The sequence below is a fragment of the Corynebacterium kroppenstedtii genome, assembly GCF_016894245.1.
In the GTDB taxonomy this organism is placed as follows: Bacteria; Actinomycetota; Actinomycetes; order Mycobacteriales; family Mycobacteriaceae; genus Corynebacterium.
Genome location: NZ_CP069792.1, coordinates 1,875,983 through 1,901,630, shown reverse-complemented (window position 1 = coordinate 1,901,630; position 25,648 = coordinate 1,875,983). Strand labels below are relative to the sequence as shown.

The 25,648-nt window shown below is 54.9% G+C and carries 23 protein-coding genes; 10 read left to right on the top strand and 13 right to left on the bottom strand.

The window, feature by feature from the left end:
• Positions 1-11 precede the first annotated feature (11 nt).
• A complete protein-coding gene (gene nrdR, locus I6J23_RS08200) occupies positions 12-464 on the bottom strand; it encodes a transcriptional regulator NrdR (protein WP_204581623.1) in 453 nt (150 codons plus the stop codon).
• 791 nt (positions 465-1,255) lie between these two features.
• On the opposite strand from nrdR, the gene lexA reads away from it, so the two are divergent.
• On the top strand, positions 1,256-1,990 hold the full coding sequence (lexA, locus tag I6J23_RS08195) for a transcriptional repressor LexA (protein ID WP_204581622.1): 735 nt from the start codon (positions 1,256-1,258) through the stop codon (positions 1,988-1,990).
• Positions 1,991-2,138: 148 nt separating this feature from the next.
• On the opposite strand, the gene ptsP is transcribed toward lexA, so the two are convergent.
• Entirely contained in the window at positions 2,139-3,821 is a 1,683-nt protein-coding gene (gene ptsP / locus I6J23_RS08190) for a phosphoenolpyruvate--protein phosphotransferase (protein ID WP_204581621.1), read from the bottom strand.
• A 320-nt stretch (positions 3,822-4,141) separates the two neighbouring features.
• On the opposite strand from ptsP, the gene I6J23_RS08185 reads away from it, so the two are divergent.
• The 4 genes from I6J23_RS08185 to I6J23_RS08170 all read left to right on the top strand — a co-directional run bounded on the left by I6J23_RS08185 (position 4,142) and on the right by I6J23_RS08170 (position 8,970).
• On the top strand, positions 4,142-4,921 hold the full coding sequence (locus I6J23_RS08185; RefSeq protein WP_012731729.1) for a DeoR/GlpR family DNA-binding transcription regulator: 780 nt from the start codon (positions 4,142-4,144) through the stop codon (positions 4,919-4,921).
• Between the two features lie 197 nt (positions 4,922-5,118).
• Positions 5,119-6,150: a 1-phosphofructokinase family hexose kinase gene (locus tag I6J23_RS08180; protein WP_318744370.1), complete on the top strand. Its 1,032-nt coding sequence runs from the start codon at positions 5,119-5,121 to the stop codon at positions 6,148-6,150.
• Entirely contained in the window at positions 6,147-8,414 is a 2,268-nt protein-coding gene (locus I6J23_RS08175) for a PTS fructose transporter subunit IIABC (protein ID WP_204581619.1), read from the top strand. The genes I6J23_RS08180 and I6J23_RS08175 overlap by 4 nt, the downstream gene beginning before the upstream one ends.
• 286 nt (positions 8,415-8,700) lie before the next feature.
• Positions 8,701-8,970: an HPr family phosphocarrier protein gene (locus I6J23_RS08170; protein ID WP_012731732.1), complete on the top strand. Its 270-nt coding sequence runs from the start codon at positions 8,701-8,703 to the stop codon at positions 8,968-8,970.
• A gap of 163 nt (positions 8,971-9,133) precedes the next feature.
• Here I6J23_RS08170 and I6J23_RS08165 read toward each other — a convergent pair whose 3' ends face one another.
• The 6 genes from I6J23_RS08165 to I6J23_RS08145 form a co-directional block, all read right to left on the bottom strand.
• Positions 9,134-10,435 carry a uracil-xanthine permease family protein gene (locus I6J23_RS08165; RefSeq protein ID WP_204581618.1) on the bottom strand — a complete coding sequence of 434 codons (1,302 nt, stop codon included), beginning with the start codon at positions 10,433-10,435 and terminating at the stop codon, positions 9,134-9,136.
• An 84-nt stretch (positions 10,436-10,519) separates the two neighbouring features.
• Positions 10,520-11,926 (bottom strand): GTPase HflX, encoded by a 1,407-nt coding sequence (gene hflX / locus I6J23_RS08160; RefSeq protein ID WP_239455057.1) that lies wholly within the window; start codon positions 11,924-11,926, stop codon positions 10,520-10,522.
• A gap of 223 nt (positions 11,927-12,149) precedes the next feature.
• Positions 12,150-12,575, bottom strand: coding sequence for a FeoC-like transcriptional regulator (locus tag I6J23_RS08155; RefSeq protein WP_204581616.1), 426 nt, complete (start codon positions 12,573-12,575; stop codon positions 12,150-12,152).
• Between the two features lie 40 nt (positions 12,576-12,615).
• The gene (locus I6J23_RS10750) at positions 12,616-13,110 is read right to left on the bottom strand and encodes a nucleoside recognition domain-containing protein (RefSeq protein ID WP_239454880.1); all 495 of its coding nucleotides are present in this window, start codon (positions 13,108-13,110) and stop codon (positions 12,616-12,618) included.
• Entirely contained in the window at positions 13,058-14,713 is a 1,656-nt protein-coding gene (gene feoB, locus I6J23_RS08150; protein WP_239455056.1) for a ferrous iron transporter B, read from the bottom strand. Before feoB ends, I6J23_RS10750 begins: the two co-directional genes overlap by 53 nt.
• 177 nt (positions 14,714-14,890) lie before the next feature.
• Positions 14,891-15,175: a FeoA family protein gene (locus I6J23_RS08145; RefSeq protein ID WP_204581615.1), complete on the bottom strand. Its 285-nt coding sequence runs from the start codon at positions 15,173-15,175 to the stop codon at positions 14,891-14,893.
• A 310-nt stretch (positions 15,176-15,485) separates the two neighbouring features.
• Between I6J23_RS08145 and I6J23_RS08140 the strand changes: the two genes are divergently transcribed.
• On the top strand, positions 15,486-16,298 hold the full coding sequence (locus tag I6J23_RS08140) for a hypothetical protein (RefSeq protein WP_204581614.1): 813 nt from the start codon (positions 15,486-15,488) through the stop codon (positions 16,296-16,298).
• A gap of 2 nt (positions 16,299-16,300) precedes the next feature.
• Entirely contained in the window at positions 16,301-16,966 is a 666-nt protein-coding gene (locus tag I6J23_RS08135) for a hypothetical protein (RefSeq protein WP_204581613.1), read from the top strand.
• Here I6J23_RS08135 and dapF read toward each other — a convergent pair.
• The 3 genes from dapF to I6J23_RS08120 are packed head-to-tail and all read right to left on the bottom strand — an operon-like array spanning position 16,930 to position 19,682.
• Positions 16,930-17,910, bottom strand: a complete 981-nt coding sequence (gene dapF, locus I6J23_RS08130; protein WP_204581612.1) for a diaminopimelate epimerase — start codon at positions 17,908-17,910, stop codon at positions 16,930-16,932. The genes I6J23_RS08135 and dapF overlap by 37 nt on opposite strands.
• A 9-nt stretch (positions 17,911-17,919) precedes the next feature.
• Positions 17,920-18,879, bottom strand: coding sequence for a tRNA (adenosine(37)-N6)-dimethylallyltransferase MiaA (miaA, locus tag I6J23_RS08125; protein WP_390886218.1), 960 nt, complete (start codon positions 18,877-18,879; stop codon positions 17,920-17,922).
• Positions 18,855-19,682, bottom strand: coding sequence for a hypothetical protein (locus tag I6J23_RS08120; RefSeq protein ID WP_204581611.1), 828 nt, complete (start codon positions 19,680-19,682; stop codon positions 18,855-18,857). Before I6J23_RS08120 ends, miaA begins: the two co-directional genes overlap by 25 nt.
• A gap of 113 nt (positions 19,683-19,795) precedes the next feature.
• Here I6J23_RS08120 and I6J23_RS08115 point away from each other — a divergent pair, with 113 nt between their 5' ends.
• Positions 19,796-21,118, top strand: coding sequence for a DUF349 domain-containing protein (locus I6J23_RS08115; protein WP_204581610.1), 1,323 nt, complete (start codon positions 19,796-19,798; stop codon positions 21,116-21,118).
• Between the two features lie 72 nt (positions 21,119-21,190).
• Here I6J23_RS08115 and I6J23_RS08110 read toward each other — a convergent pair whose 3' ends face one another.
• The gene (locus tag I6J23_RS08110) at positions 21,191-21,979 is read right to left on the bottom strand and encodes an Rv2732c family membrane protein (RefSeq protein WP_204581609.1); all 789 of its coding nucleotides are present in this window, start codon (positions 21,977-21,979) and stop codon (positions 21,191-21,193) included.
• 50 nt (positions 21,980-22,029) lie between these two features.
• Positions 22,030-23,649 (bottom strand): tRNA (N6-isopentenyl adenosine(37)-C2)-methylthiotransferase MiaB, encoded by a 1,620-nt coding sequence (miaB, locus tag I6J23_RS08105; RefSeq protein ID WP_239454879.1) that lies wholly within the window; start codon positions 23,647-23,649, stop codon positions 22,030-22,032.
• Positions 23,650-23,950: 301 nt separating this feature from the next.
• On the opposite strand from miaB, the gene I6J23_RS08100 reads away from it, so the two are divergent.
• Both I6J23_RS08100 and I6J23_RS08095 read left to right on the top strand, forming a co-directional pair.
• Positions 23,951-24,679, top strand: a complete 729-nt coding sequence (locus tag I6J23_RS08100; RefSeq protein ID WP_204583011.1) for an amino acid ABC transporter ATP-binding protein — start codon at positions 23,951-23,953, stop codon at positions 24,677-24,679.
• A 15-nt stretch (positions 24,680-24,694) separates the two neighbouring features.
• On the top strand, positions 24,695-25,648 hold the full coding sequence (locus tag I6J23_RS08095; RefSeq protein ID WP_204581608.1) for a glutamate ABC transporter substrate-binding protein: 954 nt from the start codon (positions 24,695-24,697) through the stop codon (positions 25,646-25,648).

The following is a 25,648-nucleotide window of genomic DNA, read 5'->3' as shown; positions in this document are numbered from 1 at the left end:
CTGCATATTCCTTACTGCGAACGCCGTGCCTTGAATTCTGCGATCTCTCGTTCGAAGTCCTCCATGCTGCTAAAGGACTTGTACACGGAGGCGAAACGCATATAAGCGACTTCGTCGAGCTTCCGTAGAGGCTCTAGTACTGCAAGTCCTACGTCGTTTGAGTTAACCCGTGAACCTCCTTGAGCACGCAAATCGATTTCTACTTCTTGGGCAAGGAGTTTTAACGCATCATCAGAAACATTTCGCCCTTGACACGCACGACGAACACCACGGATTAACTTGTCTTTACTAAAGTCCTCTGTCACGCCGTTTCGTTTTTCAACCAACAACACAGATTTCTCAACGGTAGTGAACCGGCCGTGGCACTTGGTACATTGCCGCCGCCGACGGGTGACAAAACCATTTTCCACGGTCCGTGAATCAATCACCCGAGACTGTGGATGGTGACAAAACGGGCAAAACACGACGATGATCTCCTATCTACATGGATAACGCCGAAAACACCGCCAGTATATTAACCCTCGCCAGAAGGGGTGACGATCACTGTTTGACTATAGGGTGTTTCCTGATTCATGTCCGCGTCCCGCGGTTCTTCCCAGGCGTAATACAGGCTCGCGCCCATGAGCAATCCGATTACGACACTGTATGCTGCGATTCTACGTCGCTCAGGAAAACTTGACCGTCTACACGGTTGGGCATACCGCCTAGACGGATAAGCTCTCATCGTTGAGCCACCCCGGAGAGCTCTGGGATGAGTTCGTTTCTTCTGGGTTAATCCATGGTTGCTGGCAGGCTCTACATACCTATTCTTATGCGATACATGGCGTTCGATGGGGTGAGCTGGATGACGGCGTGTCAAGGTCGGTGTTTGCGTAGGCATGGGACATCCTTTCGGCAGTGTCACGAATAAACGAATACTCGAACATCTCATCCCTCAATGAGGGATATCGCCATAAAATCATGGAGGCAGGACACAAAAGCGCAGCGAAGCCCATTATTCGAACACTAATTCCTATTTACGCACTATATACGCCTTTTCCATTCGAACACTGGACATCCTCTAGAGGTTCAGAGAGAACGTATTCCCCTTAGTACTCACGACAACTTTTTCTAGCGGTGTTCTGCGCCATCGAACGCACGTCCACGTGTCGTGGGGTGATGTAAACTAATCTCAACATCACGTACCAGGCGTACAGTACGGCCAAAAATTCAGCCATAACCACCTCAAGACCTAGAACTGGGAGAGACCAGCCCCATGCCTGAAAAGAAATCCCGGAAGTCAATGAAGCCTGACATGGGTTCATTGACGGACCGGCAACATCGCATCATTGACGTCATTCATGATGCAATTGTGCTGCGTGGCTATCCGCCGAGCATTCGAGAAATTGGCCAAGCCGCTGGCCTGACGTCGACGTCATCGGTGGCATACCAACTCAAAGAGCTCGAGCGTAAAGGATTTCTCCGGCGGGACCCCAATAAACCTCGAGCAGTGGGGCTGAAGATCGCGGATCCAGCCAAACCCACCCACTCCTCATCGCTACGCCACGCAGATGAAGAGTCCACGCCATCCACATCGAATGAGACTGCAGACAGCGATATTGAGTCTAACCACCCCACCCCTGTGTTTATTCCGACGATTGGGCGGATCGCCGCGGGTACGCCAATTCTGGCAGAACAAGAAGTTACCGACGAATTTCCTCTTCCCCGAGAACTTACTGGCGGAGGAGACCTCTACATCTTGTCGGTTGTCGGTGAATCCATGAGAGACGCCGGCATCTTAGATGGCGATTACGTCGTCGTGCGATCACAAAATGTGGCTGAAATTGGTGATTTCGTTATCGCCATGATTGATGGAAATGCGACAGTAAAGGAATTTCACCGGGACCGAACCGGAGTGTGGTTACTGCCCCACAACGACGCCTTTGACCCGATCCCCGGTGATGAGGCAACTATTCTCGGAAAGGTTGTCACAGTTCTTCGTTCGCTATGACCCCACCTGGCTTGTTCCACCTCTATTTACTTAACGTAACTAACGTCGAATCACTTAGCGGTGGCAGCACCCCCCGATAGAGCAAGAAAGTGATCCTGCTCCGACTCTGTGCTTTTACACGGCTTCTGCCTAGGTATAGTTTCTGTTCCTATACGGCGTCAGCGGCTGCCTTCTTCGCGTCGACGGCTGAGGTAGCGGCAACTGCGGCGGCCGCCATCTTCTGACATTCCTCGAATGTACGATCGCCAACCTGAGCTCCGACCCCCGCAGCAGAAGGAGCTGCAACGGACAGGGAGTTGACGCCCAAGCCCGTCAACACACAGGCGAGAAGTGGATCGGAAGCTGCCTCACCACATACTCCCACGGGAGTTTTAGTCTCAGCGCCGGCCTCACAGACCATCTTGATGAGCCGTAACACAGCAGGCTGCCACGGGTCATTGAGGTGAGCCAATGGGGAGGACAAGCGGTCAGCGGCCATCGTGTACTGAGTAAGGTCGTTCGTTCCGATCGAAACGAAATCAATTTCCTGCATAATCTCCCGGGCACACAGCGCAACCGCAGGAACTTCAACCATGATCCCGGGCGTTAAACCACGCTCGTGGCACATACCGGCAAACCAACGCGCTTCGTCGGCAGTTGCGACCATTGGTGCCATGACCCAGGTTGGGGCTTCACCGCGGTCGTTATCTTCGACTGCCTTGGCAATAGCGTCCAACTGTCGTTCCAGAATGTCCTGGCGATCCCACGCAATGCGCACACCGCGGACTCCCAGAGCCGGGTTGTCTTCTTCCTCCGCCTCTACGAAGGGAACGGGCTTATCCGATCCAGCGTCGAGAGTACGAATAACTACCTTCCCTTTCGGGAAAGCATTAAGCACACGACCATATGCCGCTGCCTGGTCGTTCACCGACGGCTCTTTCGTCGACGACAAGAAGAGAAGCTCAGTGCGGAACAGCCCCACTCCCTCAACTGCCGTCGACGCTGCCGACGCGGCCTGGGGACCATCCTGAACATTGGCTAAGAGCTGGACGCGGTGACCGTCTTTAGTCTGAGCAGGGCCTTCCCAGTTTGCGATCTTCTCCGCAAGCTGTTCCCATTCACGAACCGCTTGCTTCGCTGCGTCCTTGTCCGGGTTGACCGTGAGCTCTCCGGCAGCACCACTAATCATGCCTTCGGTCTGGCCTGAGGAAATCTCAACGTTAGTGGGCCCGGTTGCAACAACGCAGGGAATATTGAGCTGGCGGGCAATAATAGCTGTGTGCGACGTCGGTCCACCACGACGCGTGACGATGCCAATGACTAAGTCCGGATTCAGCGTTGCTGTATCGGCAGGTGCGAGATCGTCGGCCCATAAGATAGATGGCGTCGTGAGAACCGGAAGTCCAGGTTCCGGAAGACCCTGGAGGTGAGCCAGAACGCGATCGCGGACATCTTCGAGGTCAGCGACGCGTTCTGCAAAGACTCCCCCGTTGGCTGTAAACATCTCAACGAATGACGCTGTAGCAGTGACTGTCGCGTCAATCGCATTACGCCCCTGCTTCGTGGTTTTCTTAACTTTCCGACGCCATCCACGGTCTGATGCGAGCCCCGCAGTTGCATTAACGACATCTGCAGCGTGCCCCTCAAGGCTCTTGGCACGTTCCTTGAGAGCCTCAGTGACCGCATTAGCCGCTTGTTCAAAACGTTCGTATTCAGCCTCGCGCTGACCTTCGTCAACCTCGGCCCCAGCTTCCGGAACAGCGGGACGCGGTGCCACCACTGCGATTGGACCAAGGGCGACACCAGGTACTACGGCCTTACCTTTGATCACGGCAGTTTCTTGGGTGTCCATTAAAGTCGCTCCTCATGTCGGATTTCTTTAATCCAAGTCTAACGGGTGATTCCAGAAATATACCATCATTCAGAGTGGGAAAAGTCACAAAACTATGCCCAAATGCTCATGTTCACAGTAAAGTAAACGTAAAACCACAGAAAAGCCACCGATTGGATGCTCTCTTTATGTCCGATCGGGGACATTCAGACATGGTCTAATGACCGTTTGAAAACGAAACGCGTACCCTTAGGAGCGAAGAAACATGAAGACAACGTAAAACCAACGAATCAAGCGCAGACTCAGCGTGAAACAGACGTGAAAGGACAAGTGACACAGACATGTATGCAGAGGAACGACGGCGACAAATCGCTTCTCTCACCGCCGTTGAAGGCCGCGTCAGCGTCACTGATTTGTCCGAACGATTCTCAGTAACAGCAGAAACGGTTCGTCGAGATCTCGCCCAGCTCGATCGGGAAGGCGCTATCCACCGTGTTCATGGTGGTGCGGTAGCGTCCACAAATTTCCAGACACTAGAGTTGCCGATCGACAGTCGCGCGAGGGCCGCGTCCGGTGCTAAAGCCGCTATCGGACGGACAGCAATGGATTACCTCCCACCGCAAGGTGCAGGCATTTTTCTTGACGCAGGAACAACAACAGCGGTCTTGGCTAATCACATCGCAGATTTATCGTCGGGACGTGGATGGCCCATCGTCACTAACTGCCTTCCCATTGCGATGAATCTGGCAAGCCGAAACTTAACTGATCTTCAGCTACTCGGTGGTCAAATTCGTGCGATTACTCAGGCCGTTGTGGGCGATACTGCGCTGCGTACACTCGCACTAATGCGTGCTGACGTGGCATTCATTGGCACGAACGCGTTGACGATCGACCATGGCCTATCGACGGCTGATCCCCAAGAAGCAGCTGTCAAGCGAGCCATGATTACTAATGCCAATCGCGTCATCGCCATGTGCGACTCGTCGAAATTTGGCCGTGATTATCTGGTCAGTTTTGCTGCTCTGAGTGATATCGACGTTCTCATCACCGACTCTGCCGCCCCGGAAAGTTTCCTTTCCCAACTTCGCGAACACGAGATCGATGTCGTCGTCGCACAGTAAGAGCGTGTATCAGCTCAACGCGCATGTGAACGAGGCAACGATGTCGTTCGACCGCCACCACGTCTAGAGGAATAATGTCTTCACACTCATCATCGCCTTGTCCACACGAAGGCGAAACACACGATGGCTCTCGTCCATCCGGCATTGAAGCATTAGATAGTCAGTCCTTGCGAATTCCCGACAATGCTATCGTCACAGTGACCCCTAATCCCTGTATGGATCGTACGGCTGTGATATCCACCCCACTTGATCGAGGTGGAGTGAATAGGATCACTGACGTTACCGATGTGCCTGCCGGCAAAGGCATCAACGTGGCGATGGCTACGCATCGAGCCGGCGAGCCAACCGTCGCCATTGCTCCGGCATCTACAGGTGATCCTTTTACTTCTTTAGTTCATAAAACAGGTCTCAGTTTTTTGCCGACGCCGGCTGACCATTCTGTCCGCGTCAATCTCACCGTCACGGAACCTGACGGGACTACGACGAAACTAAATGAGCCAGGCAATTCTCTTGAGCCTGATCATGTCAACAGGCTGACACGAGTGATTTCAGACGTCGCGCAGCGCGCATCGTGGATTGTTCTCTCTGGTTCACTGCCACCTGGGCTGCCTGCCTCGTGGTACGCCGATATCGTCGAAGCGATCCGTACAAGCGCCAATGGGCACGACGTCAAGATAGCGGTCGACACTTCAGATAAACCGCTTGAGGAACTCGGTGCCCGCATGCTTAAGGATCCTGCTGTTGCCCCCGATCTCTTGAAACCAAACGGTTTCGAAATCGGCCAGATCCTCGGCCTCGACGGGAAAAACATTGAACACGAAGCATCGCAGGGAAACCTCAAGCCTGCGACAGAAGCTGCTCAGCTTCTAGTTGACCACGGCGTGCGTTATGTCCTGCTCACCCTTGGTGCGTCGGGCGCGGTCTTGGCTACCCAAAAAGGTGCCTGGTATGCCTCTCCACCGCCTATCACTCCGGTGAGTACCGTCGGAGCGGGGGATTCAAGCTTGGCTGGCTTCATTATTGGTACCCAGATAAATGGTCACAGTAGCGGGCAGAGTTCAGCGACAGACCACTCAGTCGAAAAAACTGCGCTTCAATACGCTGTAGCTTATGGGTCTGCGGCGACGTCGCTGCCCGGAACGACAATCCCCTTCCCCTCCCAAACACAACCTGAATCCGTCACCGTCATGGCTGGCGCCGAAGCAACAGCCTTGAAAGGAGTGTCATGACATCATCGAGTGGCTCCGGATCTACTCCGAATACACCGACACAAAAAGAAACAGCACCGGCGAAGGGAACACAGACGAGCTCCGCGGAGCCTCCAGTAATCACCCCGGACCTCATCATGCTCGACGTAGCTCCCGGTGACACCAAGGAAGCAGTTATTAAAGCTTTGGCCTCACACGCCAAAAAGGCTGGTCGCGCTGATGACGCCGAGGGGCTTACCTCTGACGCCTTGACTCGTGAATCAAAGTCAGCCACAGGAGTGCCTGGTGGCGTGGCAATTCCACATTGCCGAACCAGCCATGTGGAAGTTCCGACGCTAACCTTTGCGCGTCTATCCAAGTCTGTCGATTTTGGCTCCGCCGATGGCCCTGCCGACCTGGTTTTCCTTATCTCCGCTCCTATGGGCGGAGGAAAAGCACACCTGCGGATCCTTTCGAAATTGGCCCGGAGCTTGGTCAAAGCCTCCTTCCGGGATTCTCTACGCGAAGCATCCGACGAAAAAGACGCGGCTCAGCGCATTCTTGATACCTTGGCTGCCAAGCCAAAGAAGAAGTCCGCATCAACCGCGTCGGCAAACAAGAGTGCAGAATCGGCTGCCTCAGGTAACGGTGCGGGTTCGACACCCGTCGGAGCGGCGGGAGCGTCAACTCAAAGCAGAGTCGGCGACAGTCACACTGATGAATCCGAACAAGCTGTTACCCACCTTGTAGCGATTACAGCGTGCCCAACCGGTATTGCGCACACGTACATGGCTGCGGATTCTCTATCCCAAACGGCTAATGCACGTAATGATGTCGACATCACGGTTGAGACTCAGGGTTCGTCTGGAGTCACTCCCCTCCCCTACGACGTCATTAAGAATGCGGATGCCGTCATCTTTGCGACGGATGTTGGGGTCAAGGACCGTGAACGGTTCGCTGGCAAACCAGTCATCGAATCTGGCGTGAAGCGGGCTATTGATGAACCCGCGGTCATGATCGATGAAGCCATCGCCGCGTCAAAAGATCCCCATGCACGCCGTGTTAAGGGGAAAGCGTCATCGTCGTCTGAGAGCTCTCAGGAGGAGGGCGAGGGACTTGGCTGGGGTAAGCGTATTCAGCAAGCTCTGATGACCGGCGTTTCGTACATGATTCCTTTCGTGGCAGCAGGTGGCCTCCTTATGGCGCTGGCCTTCGTGCTGTCCGGTGCGGATATCGCCAAGGTTTATGAAACCGTCGTTAACAACAATGCTCTGTGGAACCTTCCTGGGCAGCACATCACTGTCGACGGTGAAACGTACAACTTCAGCCAGGCTCCTCTGCTGATCTACCTTGGCGCCGTATCGGCCTACGTCGGCACACTGGGGATGAACTTCCTCGTTAGTGCCCTGTCGGGGTATATCGCCTACGCTCTCGGCGGCCGCCCCGGTATCGCTCCAGGATTCATTGGTGGTGCCGTCTCCGTCGCTGTGGGTGCGGGGTTCATTGGTGGCTTGTTCACCGGTCTCATCGCTGGTCTCATCGCAATGTGGTTCAACACGCTTAATCCGCCACGGTGGCTAGCTGGGTTGATGCCTGTTGTGATCATTCCTCTGGTGGATTCACTCATCACCGGCTTCGCCATGTTTATCCTGCTGGGACGCCCAATAGCCTCACTGATGGACGCTTTGCAGCATGGGCTGAACTCGATGTCTGGCTCGTCCGCGGTTCTCCTCGGGATCATCCTGGGTCTCATGATGTGCTTCGACCTCGGTGGCCCCATCAACAAGGCAGCCTATTTGTTCGCCACGGCGGGTCTGAATGTCGACGATCCTGCGTCGCTGAAGATCATGGCTGCCGTCATGATTACGGGTATGGTTCCGCCGTTGGCCTTGGCTCTTGCGACGACTCTACGGCCTAAGCTTTTCAATAAAGCGGAGCAGGAAAACGGAAAAGCGGCATGGTTGCTAGGCCTGTCCTTCATTTCTGAAGGTGCTATCCCCTTCGCCGCTGCGGACCCGCTGCGTGTGATTCCGGCTACGATGCTCGGCGGCGCAGTTTCCGGGGCTATCTCGATGGCAGCTGGCGTCGAACTGATGGCTCCTCACGGCGGTGTATTCGTGATTTTGGCTGTCACCCACGTTCTCATGTTCTTCGTCTCACTCGTGGTTGGCGTAATCATCGCTGCAGCTGGCGTGGTCGCTCTGAAAACATGGTGGCCGGTTAAGACACGCGATGCTGCGAAATCGCCAGCGTCAACAGCACCGTCGTCGCCGACTACAGAGGCTTCTGCCAAAACAACAGCGTAAGGCAGGAGTTCGGCCATTAAATTGAAATTGGCTTCAGGATTGGGTGGGTGCACGCTGAAAGAAGCTAACCCAGCCGTACTCCACGATCGCCAGATACGGAAAAGGCCGTGGCACATGGCACTTTCCGTATCTGAACTACCACACTTGCAGCAACTTATCCGCTACGATAAGGACCGCTGTAGAAATAAATAAAATGCTTTGTGCAGGAGGACTTTAAGTCCGTTATTCTGGCACAAGAGGATCCCAATGATCCACACCTTATTTTGGTTAACAGAAAGGTTCACTTATGGCTTCCACAACCGTGACTGTCGGTTCAACCGTTGGTCTTCACGCTCGTCCCGCAGCTGTTATCGCCGAGGAAGCATCCAACTATGATGACGAGATCTTGATCTCGCTTCCCGACGATGATGATGCAGAACCTGCCGACGCCGCTTCTTCCCTCATGATTATGGCCTTGGGCGCTGAGCACGGTGACACCGTGGAAGTTTCGTCTGAGAATGCCGAAGCTGTCGAGAAGATTGCGGCTCTGGTCTCACAAAACCTCGATAACGAGTAGTCCAGTCGTTGTGGACACCGCCATGAGGCGGTGTCCAATGGCACTATTTATGGGGATGACCGAATATTTCTGGTCATCCCCACTTTATTATCAAGACATACGGTCATCATTCTGGTTCGAGCGCAGAATGACAACGTTTATCTTTCAACACATCGCGTTATTTTTAATACTGACGTTGGCTAGCATCCTGCCCTTCCCCAATGTGCTCGAAGAGATAGCGCAAGAGCGGGTATCCCACGATAATTCCCACTGATCCCCACGCGATGCCTTCGATATCGACTGATCCCACCCGCAATGTGAGATTTCCTATACCCGCTATTAACGCCACTGCAGCCGCGGTTAGATTGACGGGATTGGTAAACCGAACATTGTTATCCTGCCAAATTCGAATTCCGAGCATCCCAATCATGCCGTATAAGACCATGGTCGCACCGCCCAAAACTCCCGTGGGAATGGTGAACACTAAAGCGCCGAACTTAGGAATAAAGGCGAGAATTATTGCGGTCGCAGCAGCAACCCAATACGCAGCCGTCGAATAGACTCTCGTAGCCGCCATGACACCAATATTCTCGGCATAACTAGTTGTACCCGATCCGCCGCACAATCCTGCAACAGTCGTCGCAATACCATCAGAAAACAAAGCTTTGCCCGCTAAATCATCCATATTCCTTCCCGTCATGGCAGAAACAGCCTTCACATGGCCGACATTTTCTGCAATTAACACAACGACGACGGGAATCGTCGAAATAACGATTCCGGTGTGAAAAACGGGAGAATGGAATTGGGGAAAACCAATCCATGCTGCATTCGCAATAGTCTCAGAGGTACCTGGCGCTAAATTACTTGTCAGCGACGCGAAAACCCATCCCAGGATGACCCCAAAAAGAATTCCTAGCCGCGAGACCATCCCCCGACCAGCCACGGTGAAGAGCAGAATTGCCCCGAGAGTTACGCCGGCAACTAATGGCTGTTTCTGCACGTTGGATGTGGCGGCAGGAGCCAGATTCAAACCAATGAGTGCAACGATTGCTCCCGTTACGGGCGGAGGCATGACAGCGCCAAGAGCGTGTTGTCCCACGGCCATGATAACCAGCCCCACGGCTGCAAGCGCTAGCCCCGCGGCAAGTACACCGCCCAGTTGAGCGGAGAGTCCCGCGCTATGAGCTGCGGTTAAGGGAGCGATGAACGCAAATGAGGACCCTAAATATGACGGAAGGCGATTCCTCGTAATAAGGAGAAACGCCATCGTTCCCAGACCAGAGAATAACAGCGTGGTATTGACGGGGAACCCTGTGAGGGTGGGGACAAGGAGCGTAGCCCCGAACATTGCAATGACGTGTTGCATTCCCACGCCGATAGTTCGAGGCCAACTTAATCGCTCATCGGGGGCAACGACAGCACCAGGTCGGGGTGTTTTTCCGTCACCATGCACGGACCACGGGAGAAGACTCTTTTGTGCGCTCACGCTTTCTTATTATCCAACCTGAGCAGTTGGATCTTTACCACGACCCCTATAAGCACGGTCACGCCCCTGTACGCAGAGGGAAAATTATGTATATTCGTCAGCCTGAATAAACTCGTGCACCTCTTGAGCGATACGGGCAGGAACTCGCACATCGAGAATCGTGCCGTCGGTATCGTATTGTTCGTCGATAACGGTTCCATACTCATGAACTTTCGCCACGATGTCGCCGCGGGTGTATGGGACACGAAGCCTTACATGGGTATCCCGAGTGTTTAAGAAAAGTTCGATTCGCGATGCGAGTTCATCGATATTTTCGTCTGTCTTCGCTGACACAAAAACAACGTCATCGAGCTCATGACGGAGCTGCGCGAGAACAATGGGGTCAGCCTGATCTATCTTGTTAACAACAATAATTTCAGGGGGCATGGTCTCAGCCCCACTATTGGGTACGTCGGCAAAAACCTCATGAACAGCACTAATTTGTTTCAAAGGGAAGGGATCGGAACCATCTACAACGTGAAGCACCAAGTCTGCCGACGCAACTTCCTCTAAGGACGATCGGAAAGCCTCCACGAGCTGTGTGGGAAGGTGCCGAACGAACCCAACAGTGTCAGAAAAGATCACTGCCCGCCCGTCAGCAAGTTCTGCCCGACGTGTCGTGGGATCCAATGTGGCGAAAAGGGCATCCTCGACCAGCACCCCTGCCCCGGTGATGGCATTGATTAACGAGGACTTTCCAGCGTTCGTGTAACCAGCAATCGCGATTTGCGGAGTGGTGGAGCTATCCCGTCGATCTCGCTTGATTTCCCGAGCGGTCGTCATGCTTCGCAATTCCGCGCGCAGACGAGCCATATCTCTACGCAAACGTCGGCGGTCAGCTTCAATCTTCGTTTCACCAGGACCACGGAGGCCAACACCGCCATTGGAGCCGGCCCGTCCACCCGCCTGCCGGGACATCATGTCGCCCCAACCACGGACTCGCGTATAAAGATATTCCATCTGTGCTAGGGAAACCTGCGCTTTTCCCTCTTTGGATTTCGCATGCTGAGCGAAAATATCGAGGATCAGCATCGTGCGGTCGATAACCTTAACATCGAGGTGTTTTTCTAAAGCGATGAGCTGTCCCGGGCTCAGTTCGCCGTCGCAAATCACTGTATCCGCGCCCAATGATCGGACCGCGTCGCGGAGCTCAGCGACTTTGCCGGACCCGATATACGTGCCCGCGTCAGGTTTCTCGCGACGCTGATAAAAAGACTCGAGAACCTCAGATCCAGCTGTCTCTGCGAGAGAACGAAGTTCTTCCAAATTAGCTTCAAATTCAGCGGTAGTCCCCGACGTCCACACGCCGACCAGAATGACTCTTTCTAGTCGCAGCTTTCGATACTCGACGTCATAGCCGTCGGATTGCTCCGTGGTGTGAGCTTGGCTACCTCGGGACAACGCACGGAGTTCGTCCCGCTCGCTAAGGTCGAGTTCGCCTGCGGTGGGCATTTGCGCATGGCGAACTTTTGTGTCGTTATACAGGCCTTCCCCGCGTCGGCCGTGGTTATCGGTGAGTTGATTGTCATTGTCCGAATGAGACGGATAATTGCGTGAACGTTCAGTCATTGTTCACAAGTGTCTCACGACTAGCTCTCGCGCGGTAGTGCGTTCGCTATAGGCTAATGAACGGTGGCGCGTAGGTGGGATTCCTACACGATGTGCGGCGCTCAAGCTAGTGCCGGCTCGCGGAGCTGGCGGCTTCAGGCACAGCCGATGCGGACACAGCCGGCCAACACTGTGGACGGCGGGTTAAGACCAGCGCTACCGGTCCCGTTCCGCCTATGTGCGATCCACATCCAGCCCCTCCATCGGCTTTGCCTAATGGGCAGGATGAGCATCCTCCGCCGGAGCACGATGTTCCCAACGGTTTTTTAGTCAACCAACCCATGCGTTCTAGGTGCTCAATGGAAGCATCGACGGTGGTCCGGGCCAAGCCCGTGTTTTCAGCGATCCGTGACCGGTCAACAGCCCCAGAGGCAATGGCGTCACGAACCATGGCGAGCGGACCTTGTGGAGCCGACGATGCCGATGCACGCCCGGAAGATTCACCCCGTGGAGGTAAGTGGCGCGATACATCTCGTTCTCGACGAAACAGCACTGCTATCACTGCTTTCACGAATCAATATCGGGGGAATGATCTAGAAGAAAAGACGTAGTACCTGGAAAGTGACGACGGCCAGTGCCCAGGCCACCGCCAGCTGTATAGCTATCCCCACCAACGTCCATTTCAACCCAATTTCTCTCTTTTGGGCAGCCAGTGTAGCCACGCATGGAGTATAAGCCAGCAAGAAGACCATGAAAGCCCACACTGCCGGGTACGTGTGACCACCTGATGAGTGATTAAAGTCCTGACGGATGGCCTGAGCCAGTGCAGAGTGTCCCTGGTCCACAGCATCTTCATCCGACGGGTCTTGTAGGGCATACGTCTGGGCCCACGACGAAATCACGGCTTCCTTGGCAACGAAGCCCGTAATCAATGGACCCGACAGCGACCAGGAATCGAAGCCAGCCGGGGCAAAAACAGGTGCAACTGTTTGGGATACCGCGCCATAGACTGAATCCTGCGGATCTAGATCGTCGTCACCCCAGCTGTGGCCCCCAACGACGGGAGTTGACTGCAGCAGCCACACCACGGACCGTCGCAACGATGATCCCGCCAGCTGTGTGCAGGAACCCTTTCAAACGCATCCACATGGCAGATAGCGCCAACCGGGGCACCGGCAACTGATATACCGGCAAGTCAATAACGAGCGGTTCCGACCCCATACGTCGCCACAAGGTGTTTTTAATCAACAAACCCGTGAGCACCACCAACGCGATAGAGATGACGTACATTGCGAACACAACAGAACCGCTGTTGTGAGGGAAAAAAGTAGCGGCCAGCATGACGTACACGGTCAGACGAGCGGAACATGACGTAAAGGGCACGAGCAGCGCAGTCAAAATACGTTGGCGGGCATTGCCCAAGACTCGTGTTGCAGAAATCGCCGGAACGTTGCATCCAAATCCCACAATGAGCGGAATGAACGCTTTACCGGGCAGTCCAATCGCTCGCATGAGTCGATCAGCAACTACTGCGGCACGGGCCATATAGCCGGAATCCTCCAACACAGCCAGGCATAAGAACATTAAAGCCATCAGCGGTGCGAAGGTCAGAACCATTCCCACGCCACCGATAAGGCCGTCGACAATCAACCCATGAACAAACGGATAGTCAAGCCCTAAGGCCTGAAGTAAGGATGTCGCCCCATCACTGACAGGCCCGCTAAACAGGTTATCTAGCCAATCCTGGAGAGGCGCGGCTACTGTCGTCGTGATTTCGAAGACGCACCACATCGCCGCGAGGAAAATAAGCGGCCCTGCGATGGGATTAAGAACGACCCGGTCTATTTTTTCCGAGACGGAGCGGGTGTGATCGTTATGGATCGTTGCCTTCGAGACTGCTTTGTCAATCCAACTGAAACGTGCGTCAGAGACGGCCAGCTCTCGATCCGGACCCTCTAATTCATCGGGAATGTGCTGGCAACACATCGGTCGGACGGTATCCGCGGGCATATGTAACTGTTTTTCAACTGCGGACGCCAGCTCACCTACGCGACGTTTACGCGGATCGACCGCCACGACGGGAACTTGAAGCTTCCGCGATAGCGTATCTGGGTCAATTTCAAATCCCTGGTTCAGTGCAACATCGCCCTTGGTGAGAACTACCACCATACGATAAGGGTGCTCAGCTACTTGAGCTGCAAGATAAAGGCCACGTGAAATCGTCGCGGTATCTGCGACGACGATGACCAAGTCTGGCCGCTCCTCCACGTCACGTTCCAAAAGAAGCTCACGTGTTAAAGCTTCATCTGGGCTCATGGGGTCAAGAGAATACGCACCCGGAAAATCGATGACGTCATAGATCGTTTCACCCGATCCATGTGGCATCTCGGAGTGGTGTCCACCCGCCTGCGGTTCTCTTGTCGTCGACTCCTCATGATCACTGGAGCAGTGTGGGCATACGTCCGTCGACTCCATCTGACTGGAACCCGCATGCTCTTCGCACGTGTCCTCGTGATCGACGGCGCTATGCTTACCCTTCTTTACTTTCCATGCACCTCGAGAAACTGCGACGGTCGTTCCAGGCCAGTTGCCCATTTTGGCTTTTGCACCGGTTAAGGCATTAAACAAGGTTGACTTGCCGGCATTCGGCGCACCGACGAGCGCAATGACCGGTGAGCCCTTCGGCGCCATGGCCGTTCCGTGGCTTTCACAGTGACAGGATGGTGCGTCGGCGAATTGTGTTGTGAGGTCCTTGGTAGGTGTGGCCGTCGTCGTGCTAGACGTTGCGACACCGCCCTCCATCTGAGGACCTAAAGAGTCATTCATTTTTCCTCCGAAAATCCCCTTACCGTCATGGGGAGATGACCTCTATGACGAGGTCGAGATGGCAATGTGCTTGAGAGTAAAAGCATCAAGCGCGTATCTGGCGTCATGTACCTTCACGATTCGGCCTCCGCCTGCGGCGTGTTGAGCCACGTGGACGGTCGTGCCCTCGCGCAAGCCCAGTTCACGGAGCCGACGGGCAAAAAGAGCATCGACGTCCGAGCCCACAATCGTTGCGGAATGTCCAGGGGGCACGTCGTAAAGAGTGCTCATGGCGGGCGAAGAAGTAATTTCGTGACGGTCCGAGCGACTCAAGGAAATCTTTCCCATTCCAGGTCTCCTCATCGGGGTGCACCATGCATTACCTTTCGCGATGCACGGTGACCGCTCGTCAATACGTGCCAGAGAGAGGGAGCCATCTGGAAGGCTCACCGAGGGGTGGTCTGCGGGTGGTTGTCCTCGGTCTGGTTTTCCTTAACTTATTTCCAGGTCTATCAGGATTTTGGTTCCGTTTGGCCTATAACAGTTTTCATGGTAGCACGACACAAACGGGCATAAACAAAAAAATAAGGGAAACAAACAAACACGGCGGACAAACCAGTGAACGACTGAATTCATAAAGGAGCTAGAATCGACTTCTATGAGCACACCTACCGAAACCCCCGCTGACTCCCCGACTGCCGGAGCACGTACCACGACGGGGCTCACATCACTCGGAATGGGGGGCGTCCCCTGGCAAGAGCTTTTAGAAAAAGCCTACTCAACCGGCACTTTGTCGGTCACCGGTGAACTATCAGGTGGACAATTGCTCGCGTTTAATGACGTTAGCGGAGCACAGCTATTCATCCTTGCTGCCCCGCCGTATGCCGCTTACGCCGGCTTTGACGCATTGACCGAATGCGAAGCGGAAATTTCGATGCTATCCGACGTCCTGGCGCTACTCAGCGTTCATGATGACGACGGCAACATTGTGTGTGACATTGCTGCCAACCTGGCCCAAGGTCCGCTTCTGGTTGATGAACCAACTCAATTGGGGACGGTTAACCTCTCCGCCCTGGGCATTGACACCCACGTCTACTCCGACGAGAAAGCGTTCTCTGATGCCGGCGGGGCAACCACTGGGTTTGTCATTTCGCACGGTGCAGCCGTAGTCAATGCGGGGTCAGGCGATACTGAGCCGTCGGCTGCAGGAGACGTATCACTCGTCGTAAAGTCGGCAGAAAAACGGACGAACGGGCTGACGGGCGAATCGTTCTGGCACGTTAATGTAGACGCACCTTTCCCTATCGATCTGTGCCTCCCTGAAACCGCCGCCAACAACATCACTCGAGGAAATATCGTCGCTGGTCGAGTGCTGTTTACTGCCTCCGTAGCGTCTGACACCAACGCTGGCGGATGCTGTGGTGGAGGGGGCGGATGCGGCTGCGGTGGCTGCGGATGTGGTGGCCATTAAAAGTGATTAGCTCCCCTACCGACAAGGATGGTGCTCCGGTGCTTGGATCACATCACCGTGATGACCATGTATGGCGTCTTATCCTCATGAGTGCCCTCCTCATAGTTACCGCCCTGAGCTTGATCATCATTTTCCATTGGCTCGGATTTGGGCTGGTCCTCGCGTGCGCTGTAGTAGCTATCGTTATCGCGCGAACGTCAACTTTCTCCGCCGAACAAGAACAAGTTCGTCAGTCTATCGAATTGTCAGCTGCAGACATCACTGCAGTTCTGGACCAGTGGGAGGCATTTCAGCATGGTACATCAGTCGAGGCTGTTGCCGATCGATCCGTACATTTTGCGCTCTTGGATGATTCTCACCAGGAGAATCCTATAATTAGTCGATTTCACAAAGCCAGAGTGTCGAGCGAATTGTTTATCGACGATCTTGAGGGTGTCGTTACCCACGCACGCACCATTCACATGCTAGAGCACATCCTCTCAGCAACAGATGAGATGGCGCGCGAACTACAAGAAGCGTGGGTTGGGGCTCGACAGTACGCTAGCCAAGTCGACAGCCCGGTGGTACGGTCTCCTGAAAGCCAGACACGTACTAGCCCGTCCACATATGGATGGACTCCCGGGGCTTCTAGCTATAGGTCGTCTTTTCCACGCAATGCTGGCGCATAATGCGCCGAGGCATATTCACGCAATTGGTCGATATTAATTGTTCCTGACGCAACAATTACCGACGGACCTTCCAAGGTGGCCTGCTCGTCCTTGATAGTCACCGTGACCTCACCACCAGGAACGACGACGTGGACCGTGCCGTCGACCTGACCTCGGTCAGCCAAGGCCGCTACTGCTGCCGCGACCGTTCCCGTCCCGCATGATCGGGTCTCCCCCGACCCGCGCTCATGGACGCGCATCGACACTGTGCCGTCCCCACCCCGACTGTCATCCGCGTGAAGAGGAGTAATAAGCTCGACGTTGGCTCCGTGCGGGAAGAACTCGTCGTCAAGAACAGGCTTGAGGTGAAGAGGAAGCTCGCGCAGACCAGCGTCGTCAAGATCGGGAATAACGCACGCTAAGTGGGGGTTGCCTACATCAATCCCCACACCGGCAAACCTCTGTCGATCAAATGCAGCTACGGACTGACCAATAATGCCCACACGTCCCATATCGACGGCGATCCGTGCTGATGAGTCAGCCGTTTGTGCCGGATTGACGACGGTCAAGCGCTTCACTCCCGCTCGCGTACCAATCGAAAAATGGGGCGAATCGCTCACGAGGTTGTGCGCGAACAGATAGTGCCCAAATACGCGAGAGCCATTTCCACACATTTCAGCGATCGACCCATCGGCATTGCGGTAATCCATAAACCACTCGGGTGTATCTTCTGGTGCCCCATCGCCGGACTCACCAACAGCCTCTCGTGCAATGATGCCTTTATCGATCAAAGCTTCGGTGCGAGCAATGCGGATCACACCATCGGCACCCAACCCGCCGCGCCGATCACATAAAACCCGGACGAGTGCTGGGTCGAGGTCGATATCGGCGTCGAAGTCTGGCAGGAGGATGAAATCATTCTCTGTGCCGTGGCCTTTACTGAAGGGGGTTGTCTGTTCGGGCATGGGGCCATTCTAGACGTGGTTGTCGATGATCGACGTCGCTTCGCTGACGGTGTCCCCTGCCGCGTCGATCCAGTGGGTTCGTGGGTCGCGACGGAACCACGAACGCTGTCGTCTGACATAGCGACGGGTCCCTGTGATGGTGGACGATATGGCTTCATCGGTTGTTATGTCGCCGGCCAGCATGGCAAGTACTTGGGAGTATCCGATCGCTCGCCCGGCGGTGGACTGTGCAATGAGCCCGTGCCGGGTGAGGCCGTCGACTTCGTCAATAAGGCCTCGGTCAAACATGGTGTGGGTGCGTAATTCTATTCGCGGGTTCAACCATTCTGATGATGTTTGTAATCCGATGATGAGTGTTCCCCATCGGGCTGGTGCGTTGATGGGTGGCTGTGAGGCCGCGAAAGGCTTCCCTGTTAATTCGATGACTTCCAGGGCGCGGACAGTCCGACGCGGATCATTGACTTCGATAATGCCGGCAGCCGCTGGGTCAATAGCAGCAAGTTCCTTGTGCAACTGCTGAACACCTATCTCGTCGAGGCGCTGTTGCCATTTGGCCCGAACTGCAGGATCGGTGGGTGGGAACTGCCAATCATCGACGAGCGACTGGACATACAGCATGGAGCCACCCACCAAAATTGGTGTTTTCCCTCGTGAACGGATGTTTTCAACATCGTCGACGGCGGATTGTTGGTATTTCGCGACGCTCGACCGCTGGGTGACATCAAGTTTGTCGAGCTGATGATGCGGGATGCCCTCGCGCTCTTCAGGCGTCAACTTTGCCGTACCGATATCCATCCCCCGATAAAGCTGCATGGAATCGACGTTGACGATCTCTCCGTCATAGCGGTGCGCGAGCGCAAGGCCCAATGCCGACTTGCCCGACGCGGTGGGACCGACGACGGCCACGGGGAAAGGCAGAGATGCGGGCACGTTATCATCCTGTTCTACATCACGGTGGTGAGCTGCCATACGCCACAATGGAAACCTATTCCTCCATAGGCAGGCGGCCCATCCTGTGCGGGTGGGCCAACCTGTTGCTCGGCGGTGGTATCGGCGCGGTCATCGATGGAGGACCAGTGATACAGGGTACTCACACTGGAAGGGTGGGCTCGGCAAAAGTCAGCCCACGCGATCCATGGTTCCGGGTCAATCCCACAGTTTTCTGCAGCAGTCACGTCAAACAATGGTGCCGACGCCTGAGCCGCGGGATCGATAACAAAACTCCGAAGTTTCTCCTCGAGGGCCCACGCTCCGGGCACGTCACCCAAAGGTGCGTCGGGGTGAAGTCCCGCTCCCCCGTCGGCGGCTATTAGAAGAGGCCCATCCAGCAGCGTCCCATCCTCGGCGAGAAACTGCACGTCGTGAACGTCGACGCTGACGATCTCGCCGTCGTAACCCCACCGCCGAAGAAGGGCCCGCAGGACGATATCAGGTAAATACTTCCCAGCCCCCACATTCACGTCAATTCCCCATGCCTTAAGAGAACCGACATGACGTGTAGCCATGGACTCGTCGGGGTGGAAACCAATAGTGATGTGATCGTCCGTGGGTAGTATCCACTGCTGGGCCCGGTCGATCTTTTTCCGGAGTTGCGCCGGATAATGGGCGTGACCAGTTGCTTCGGGGAGAAGCAAAGGAGTAGGCGGCAGAAGCGCAACGATGCGCTCGCGGCGTATCTCAGGCTCTACACCGCAGCTACCAGTTGAATCTAGGCATCGACACGTCACCGGTGTGGTCGGCGAAGCCGGTGAAGCCTTGTGAGAATCGATCACATCACTACCCTAACGGGTAGACTCTCGGCGGGAAGTCGTGCAGTCTAAACAGTGGATTGTGTTTGGCAGCCGTGCCGCGCGGCAAAGAAAGAAAGAGTGAGGAACACCGGCCCATGACTACTTCTTCGGTCCCTTCAGCGCCTACCCCTGGACCCCGAGGCGCTCATCCCACACCGGCATCCATGTCTGGCCATGCAGCAACGACGACACCGCCACGTCGGACGAACAACCCCGAAGACCACGGGCGCATCGACGATGATGGAACGGTCTGGTTAATCACTCGCGACGGTGAGCGCGCTATCGGTGAGTGGAAAGCCGGCTCGAAGAGCGAGGGCTTCACTTTCTTCGGTAAGCACTTCGATAGCCTGCAAACTGAGGCAGATATCCTCCGCGTCCGTCTCCACACGCACCCCGAGGAGGCTGCCAATACTCGCAAGTCTGCCGAGGAACTGCAAGCTAAAGTCGCCGAATCAGCTGCGCTTGGCGATGTCGATAGTCTTAATGACCAGCTCACCTCGATTATCGACGACAGCTACACCATCGCTAAACAAGCCGAAACTGAGAAGGCTCAGCGCCGAGAGAACGCGATTGCGCAGCGTGAAAAACTCATCGCAGAGGCCGAGAGTATTGGTTCGGATTCGACGGAGTGGAAAGAATCCGGCGATCGCCTGCGCGAGATGCTGAACGAGTGGAAGAGCATCCACGGTATCGACCGAAAAACGGATGATGCCCTGTGGAAGCGTTTCTCTGCTGCCCGTGAGCAGTTTTCACAGCGCCGCGGAGCACATTTTGCCGAGTTGGATCGGAAGCGTGATGAGGCTCGTCGTCTCAAGGAAGATATCTGCGAACGAGCGGAGAAAATCCAGGATTCGACGGAGTGGAGAGAAACTGCACATCAGTTCCGCGACCTCATGACGGAGTGGAAAGCTGCTGGCCGCGCTCCACGTGGTATCGATGACAGGCTATGGAAACGCTTCCGCCATGCCCAAGACACTTTCTTCTCGGCACGGAAGGCTGTTAACGAGGCTAAAGACCGAGAGTATGAATCCAATGCCGAGAAGAAAGACCAGCTCATAGCGCAATACCGCGACAAAATTAATCCTGAGGAGAACTTGGACGCTGCCAAGAAAGCCCTTCGGGAATTGCAATCGCAATGGGAAAGCATCGGATACGTGCCCCGGGGCCGCGTGCGGGAATTCGAGGATAAAATCCGCGCGCTGGAAAATCGGGTCAATGACGTTGAGAATGAGCAATGGCGAAAGACTGACCCCGAACGTCAAGCTCGCGTCGCCCAGTTTGAGGCTAAGGTCACTGAACTCTCGGCCGCAGCGGATAGTGCCGAGAAAGCCGGTAACAGCAAGAAAGCTGCAGACCTTAAAGCTCAAGCCGAGCAGTGGGCGCAATGGGCTCAGACTGCTCAGCAAGCGATGAACTAAGTAGTACGCGCTAAATTGAAAAAGCCCCACGGGTAACCGGTCGTGGGGCTCCATTCATGAGTCATGAGATCGCTATTTGTCTGAGGGTGGCTGGTTCCGCTTGCGTTGGTTTTCCGCCACTTGGTGTGCACGCTCTTTCGCGCGTGCACGTCGGTTATCAACCGGCTCCCTATATTCCTGAACAGCTAAACCCGTCCGAAGATGCTGCTGGGCTGCCCGTGCTTCATCATCACGGTCAGCTTCTTCGCGCCGAATTTCTGCCAAAACGCGTTGTAAAACTGATCGACGGAAAACGACCGTGGAGATGGTTGCGAAAATAACGATGATCGCGACGAAACCAACGATCAGCCCGTACGACGGCCCAGATCCCGGCTCTGTTGGTGGGCGTGACTGCCGCATCCAGATCGCGAAAATACCGTATACCCAGGCAACTCCGGACACAACCCACGCGACCCAAGCGACGAGAGTTGATCGTGAGACGATTACTCCAATGGGTAAGAAGATTCCCCCTACCAGCGCCAACCATACATAGATGCGCTCGGGCCACGTCGTGACCATCTCTTGAGCGCGGTCAGAGTAAAACAGGACGTCAAAGCCGTACACACTCCCCGAGTGCGGGAGGAAAATGGCGAATAACGTCCCCAACATCCCGAGCAAGAAAAAAGGAAGCTGGCGGTTGAGGACCACGGTTTTCGACGCCAGGCGTTCTTCCACGTTGATGTTGGCACGTTTGCTTTCCCCGAAAGCTTGAAGCGCTTCTTTGCGCTCCTCGGCCGTCATCTCTTGGGGTTTTTTCGAAGGTTGATGCCGCTGAGCCGAGCCGTCGCCATCGCTGCGCCGAGACCTCTTCTTCATTGCCATGTCTCTTACCCTAATCCGTAAATCTCATTCGTGATGCGTACGAAGCTTGTCTACCTTTTCATCGTCTTGACCGTCGGCATTCCCAGACCAACGCCGCGGGGCGCTGGGGCGGAGGAAGCTTCGGTCCGGTCCCCTGCCGGCATACGACGGTGAGCAAGGACGCCCGAGTCGGATAACAGGAAGTGAGAGCGTGAATCAGTGATACGTACCCACACCACGTCTCCCGCCCGGATCGACTGATCGACACCCGGTTTCACACATTCTTCGACCGCCATTCCGCGGGGGTTCATCGGATGCGCCATAGGGGTTGCTCCGATGGAATTCCATGCTCGGGCTGTCTTTTCCATCGACGCAGCATCAGGGGCAAAGTGCACCAGACGACCGTCGCGCGTTCTTCCTGATAAACGATGTGTTTGAGCGGACCGACGCCCGTCGTCAGCCTGCACAAGAACCTCAACGACATCCCCAACCAGCTCAGAATTGAGTTCGGCGCTGATTCGCTCTTGAACCTCAACCAACCGCTCATACCGATCCTGCACCACTGCTTTCGGTACTTGATCATCCATCGCCGCGGCTGGCGTCCCCGGACGCGGCGAATACTGGAACGTATACGCACTCGTGAACCGTGCTTTTTCAACGAGATCGAGCGTCTGCTGGAAATCTTCCTCAGTTTCTCCAGGAAAACCAACAATAATGTCGGTCGTAATCGAGGCATGAGGGAGTTTCTCACGTACTTCGTCCAGAATTCTCATAAAACGCTTCGTGCGATAGGAGCGACGCATCTCCTTGAGAACTTTGTCTGAGCCTGACTGCAACGGCATATGAAGTTGAGGGCATACATTGTGGGTCTCCGCCATCGCATCGATGACGTCAGAGGTGAACTCGGCAGGATGGGGGCTGGTAAAGCGAACGCGCTCCAGGCCCTCGATATCACCACATGCGCGCAACAGTTTTGAAAATGCGCTGCGGTCACGCTCTAGCGTCGGGTCCTCAAAGTGGACTCCATACGCGTTGACGTTCTGGCCAAGCAGTGTCACTTCACTAACGCCGTCGTCGACAAGAGTTTGTACTTCCGCCAAAATATCACCTGGACGGCGGTCTTTTTCTTTCCCGCGGAGGCTGGGGACAATGCAAAACGTGCAGGTGTTATTGCATCCAACAGAAACGCTAACCCACCCGGAATAGGCAGAATCACGTTTCGCGGGAAGAACGGAGGGGAACTGCTCTAGAGCGTCGGCAATTTCCACCTGGGCTTCGTGATTGTGAGCAGCACGTGCCAAGAGTGTTGGTAGCTTCCCAATGTTGTGGGTACCGAACACGACATCGACCCACGGGGCTCGCTTCACAACGACGTCTTTATCCTTTTGCGCCATACATCCCCCGACCGCAATTTGCATGTCAGGCTTTGTATCTTTGACCGATTTCAGTTGGCCTAACGTGCCATACAACCGATTATCCGCATTTTCACGCACTGCACACGTGTTGAATACAACGACATCGGCAGAGTCGTCACTACCGACGGGTACGTAGCCGGCTTCCTCCAAAAGCCCAGCCAGGCGTTCTGAGTCATGCACATTCATCTGGCACCCGAATGTGCGCACCTCGTAAGTGCGTGGGCGGGTGGTCATCGTCGAAACCGTTGGATGAGGCGAAGCAGTAAAATGGTTCATGGTCTTTACATGGTTTATTGACATATCAGGGGTTGTGCCGTTCATCGCGCACTATCGTACTGGTCACCCCCGACAGACGGGGAATTGGTTACGGTGTTGTTAAGTTTTTGTTTCCCACACAGCTTTGGCTAAAAAACCCTTTAAGTTTTTCCGTATGCCAGAAGTTTCCGGATCCGACGACACAGCGCCGTCGCTACAGTCCATTCCCGCACACGAGTCCACTCCCGCAGACGCTGCAGACAATTCTGCACTTTATCCCGACGCTGAAACGGTTACCAAAGATCCTGGGCATCGCCCGCCGATGATCTCTTTGTCCCATGTCAACAAGTATTTCGGTGACTACCACGCACTCCGTGATATCAATCTGACAATTCCGGCAGGACAGGTCGTGGTCATTCTTGGTCCCTCGGGTTCGGGGAAATCAACTTTATGCCGAACACTTAACCGACTCGAGACTATCGACGATGGTGAGATCGTGATTGATGGTGAGGTACTTCCCGAAGAAGGAAAGAGTCTAACTCGGCTGAGAGCGGAAGTCGGCATGGTTTTCCAACAATTCAATCTGTTTTCGCACAAGACGATCCTCGACAATGTCACTCTCGGCCCTATCAAAGTGCGGAAACGGAGCAAGGCCCAAGCTAAGGATCGGGCTATGGCTCTTCTCCGACGAGTTGATATTGATAGCCAAGCACACAAGTATCCCGCCCAGCTATCCGGAGGCCAACAGCAGCGTGTCGCCATCGCACGCGCCCTCGCCATGGACCCCAAAATCATGCTTTTCGACGAGCCGACCTCTGCTCTCGACCCGGAAATGGTGAATGAGGTGCTCGACGTGATGATTGAACTAGCTAAAGAAGGTATGACGATGGTCTGTGTGACCCACGAAATGGGTTTCGCTCGACGGGGTGCTGATCGCGTGTTGTTTATGGCCGATGGCGCCATCGTCGAAGACACCGATCCGGAATCATTTTTTACGAATCCCCAAACAGATCGGGCCAAAGATTTTCTCTCCAAGATCCTCGGTCATTAATAAGGGGCGTGAAAAATGACACGAGTGCAGTTCGCCGGCCGCCACATCGGCCAGTTTGTTACTTATTTCCGACGCCAGTCTTCCCGACGACACACCCGTATGCGCGCGATCGTGGCTGCGGTGACAGCTATTATCCTCGTCACTCCGACGCTCACCGCGTGTGGGTCGTCAGAGCCGGTGAGTGTTCTCAACGAAATTAAATCTGGGCATATCGTCGTCGGCACGAAATATGACCAGCCGGGTATGGGGATGCGCACACCGGATAAAAAATTCGTCGGCGTAGATCCAGATGTTTCGCGGTACGTCATTAACCACATCGCAGAGAAAAATGGTTGGGATAAACCGAAGATTACATGGCGTGAAACGCCATCTGCCCAGCGAGAGACGTTGATTAAGAATGGCGAAGTCGGCATGATTACAGCTACGTACTCCATCAACCAAGGGCGCGCGAATGCTGTCGCTTTTGGAGGTCCATATCTGGTCACCCATCAAGCGCTACTAGTGCGAGATAAGGACACGGGGATCCAATCTTTGACGGACCTCAATAAAGGGAAACGTTTGTGCTCTGTGAGCGGATCCACTCCCGCCCAGAAGGTCAAAGAGGCGCTTCCTGAGGTCCAATTACAAGAATTCGATTCCTATTCCTCATGTGTGGAAGCGCTCCATCAAAAAAAGGTTGATGCTCTAACCACCGACGCCACCATCCTGTATGGGTTCGCAACTCAGTATCCGGGCGAATTCCGCGTCGTTGATATGAAACAGGATGACGGATCGTGGTGGACCGATGAGCACTATGGGATCGGGCATGCGAAGGGCGACACTAAGTCAACCGAGGCAATTAATGCTGCCTTGAAAGAAATGTGGGCATCCGGCGCGTACGCGTCCATTGTTCACAAGAACCTTGGAAACGACTTCCCCGTGGGCGATGAACCCGCCATCGGCGATCTCAGCTTTTTGCAGAAGGGATAA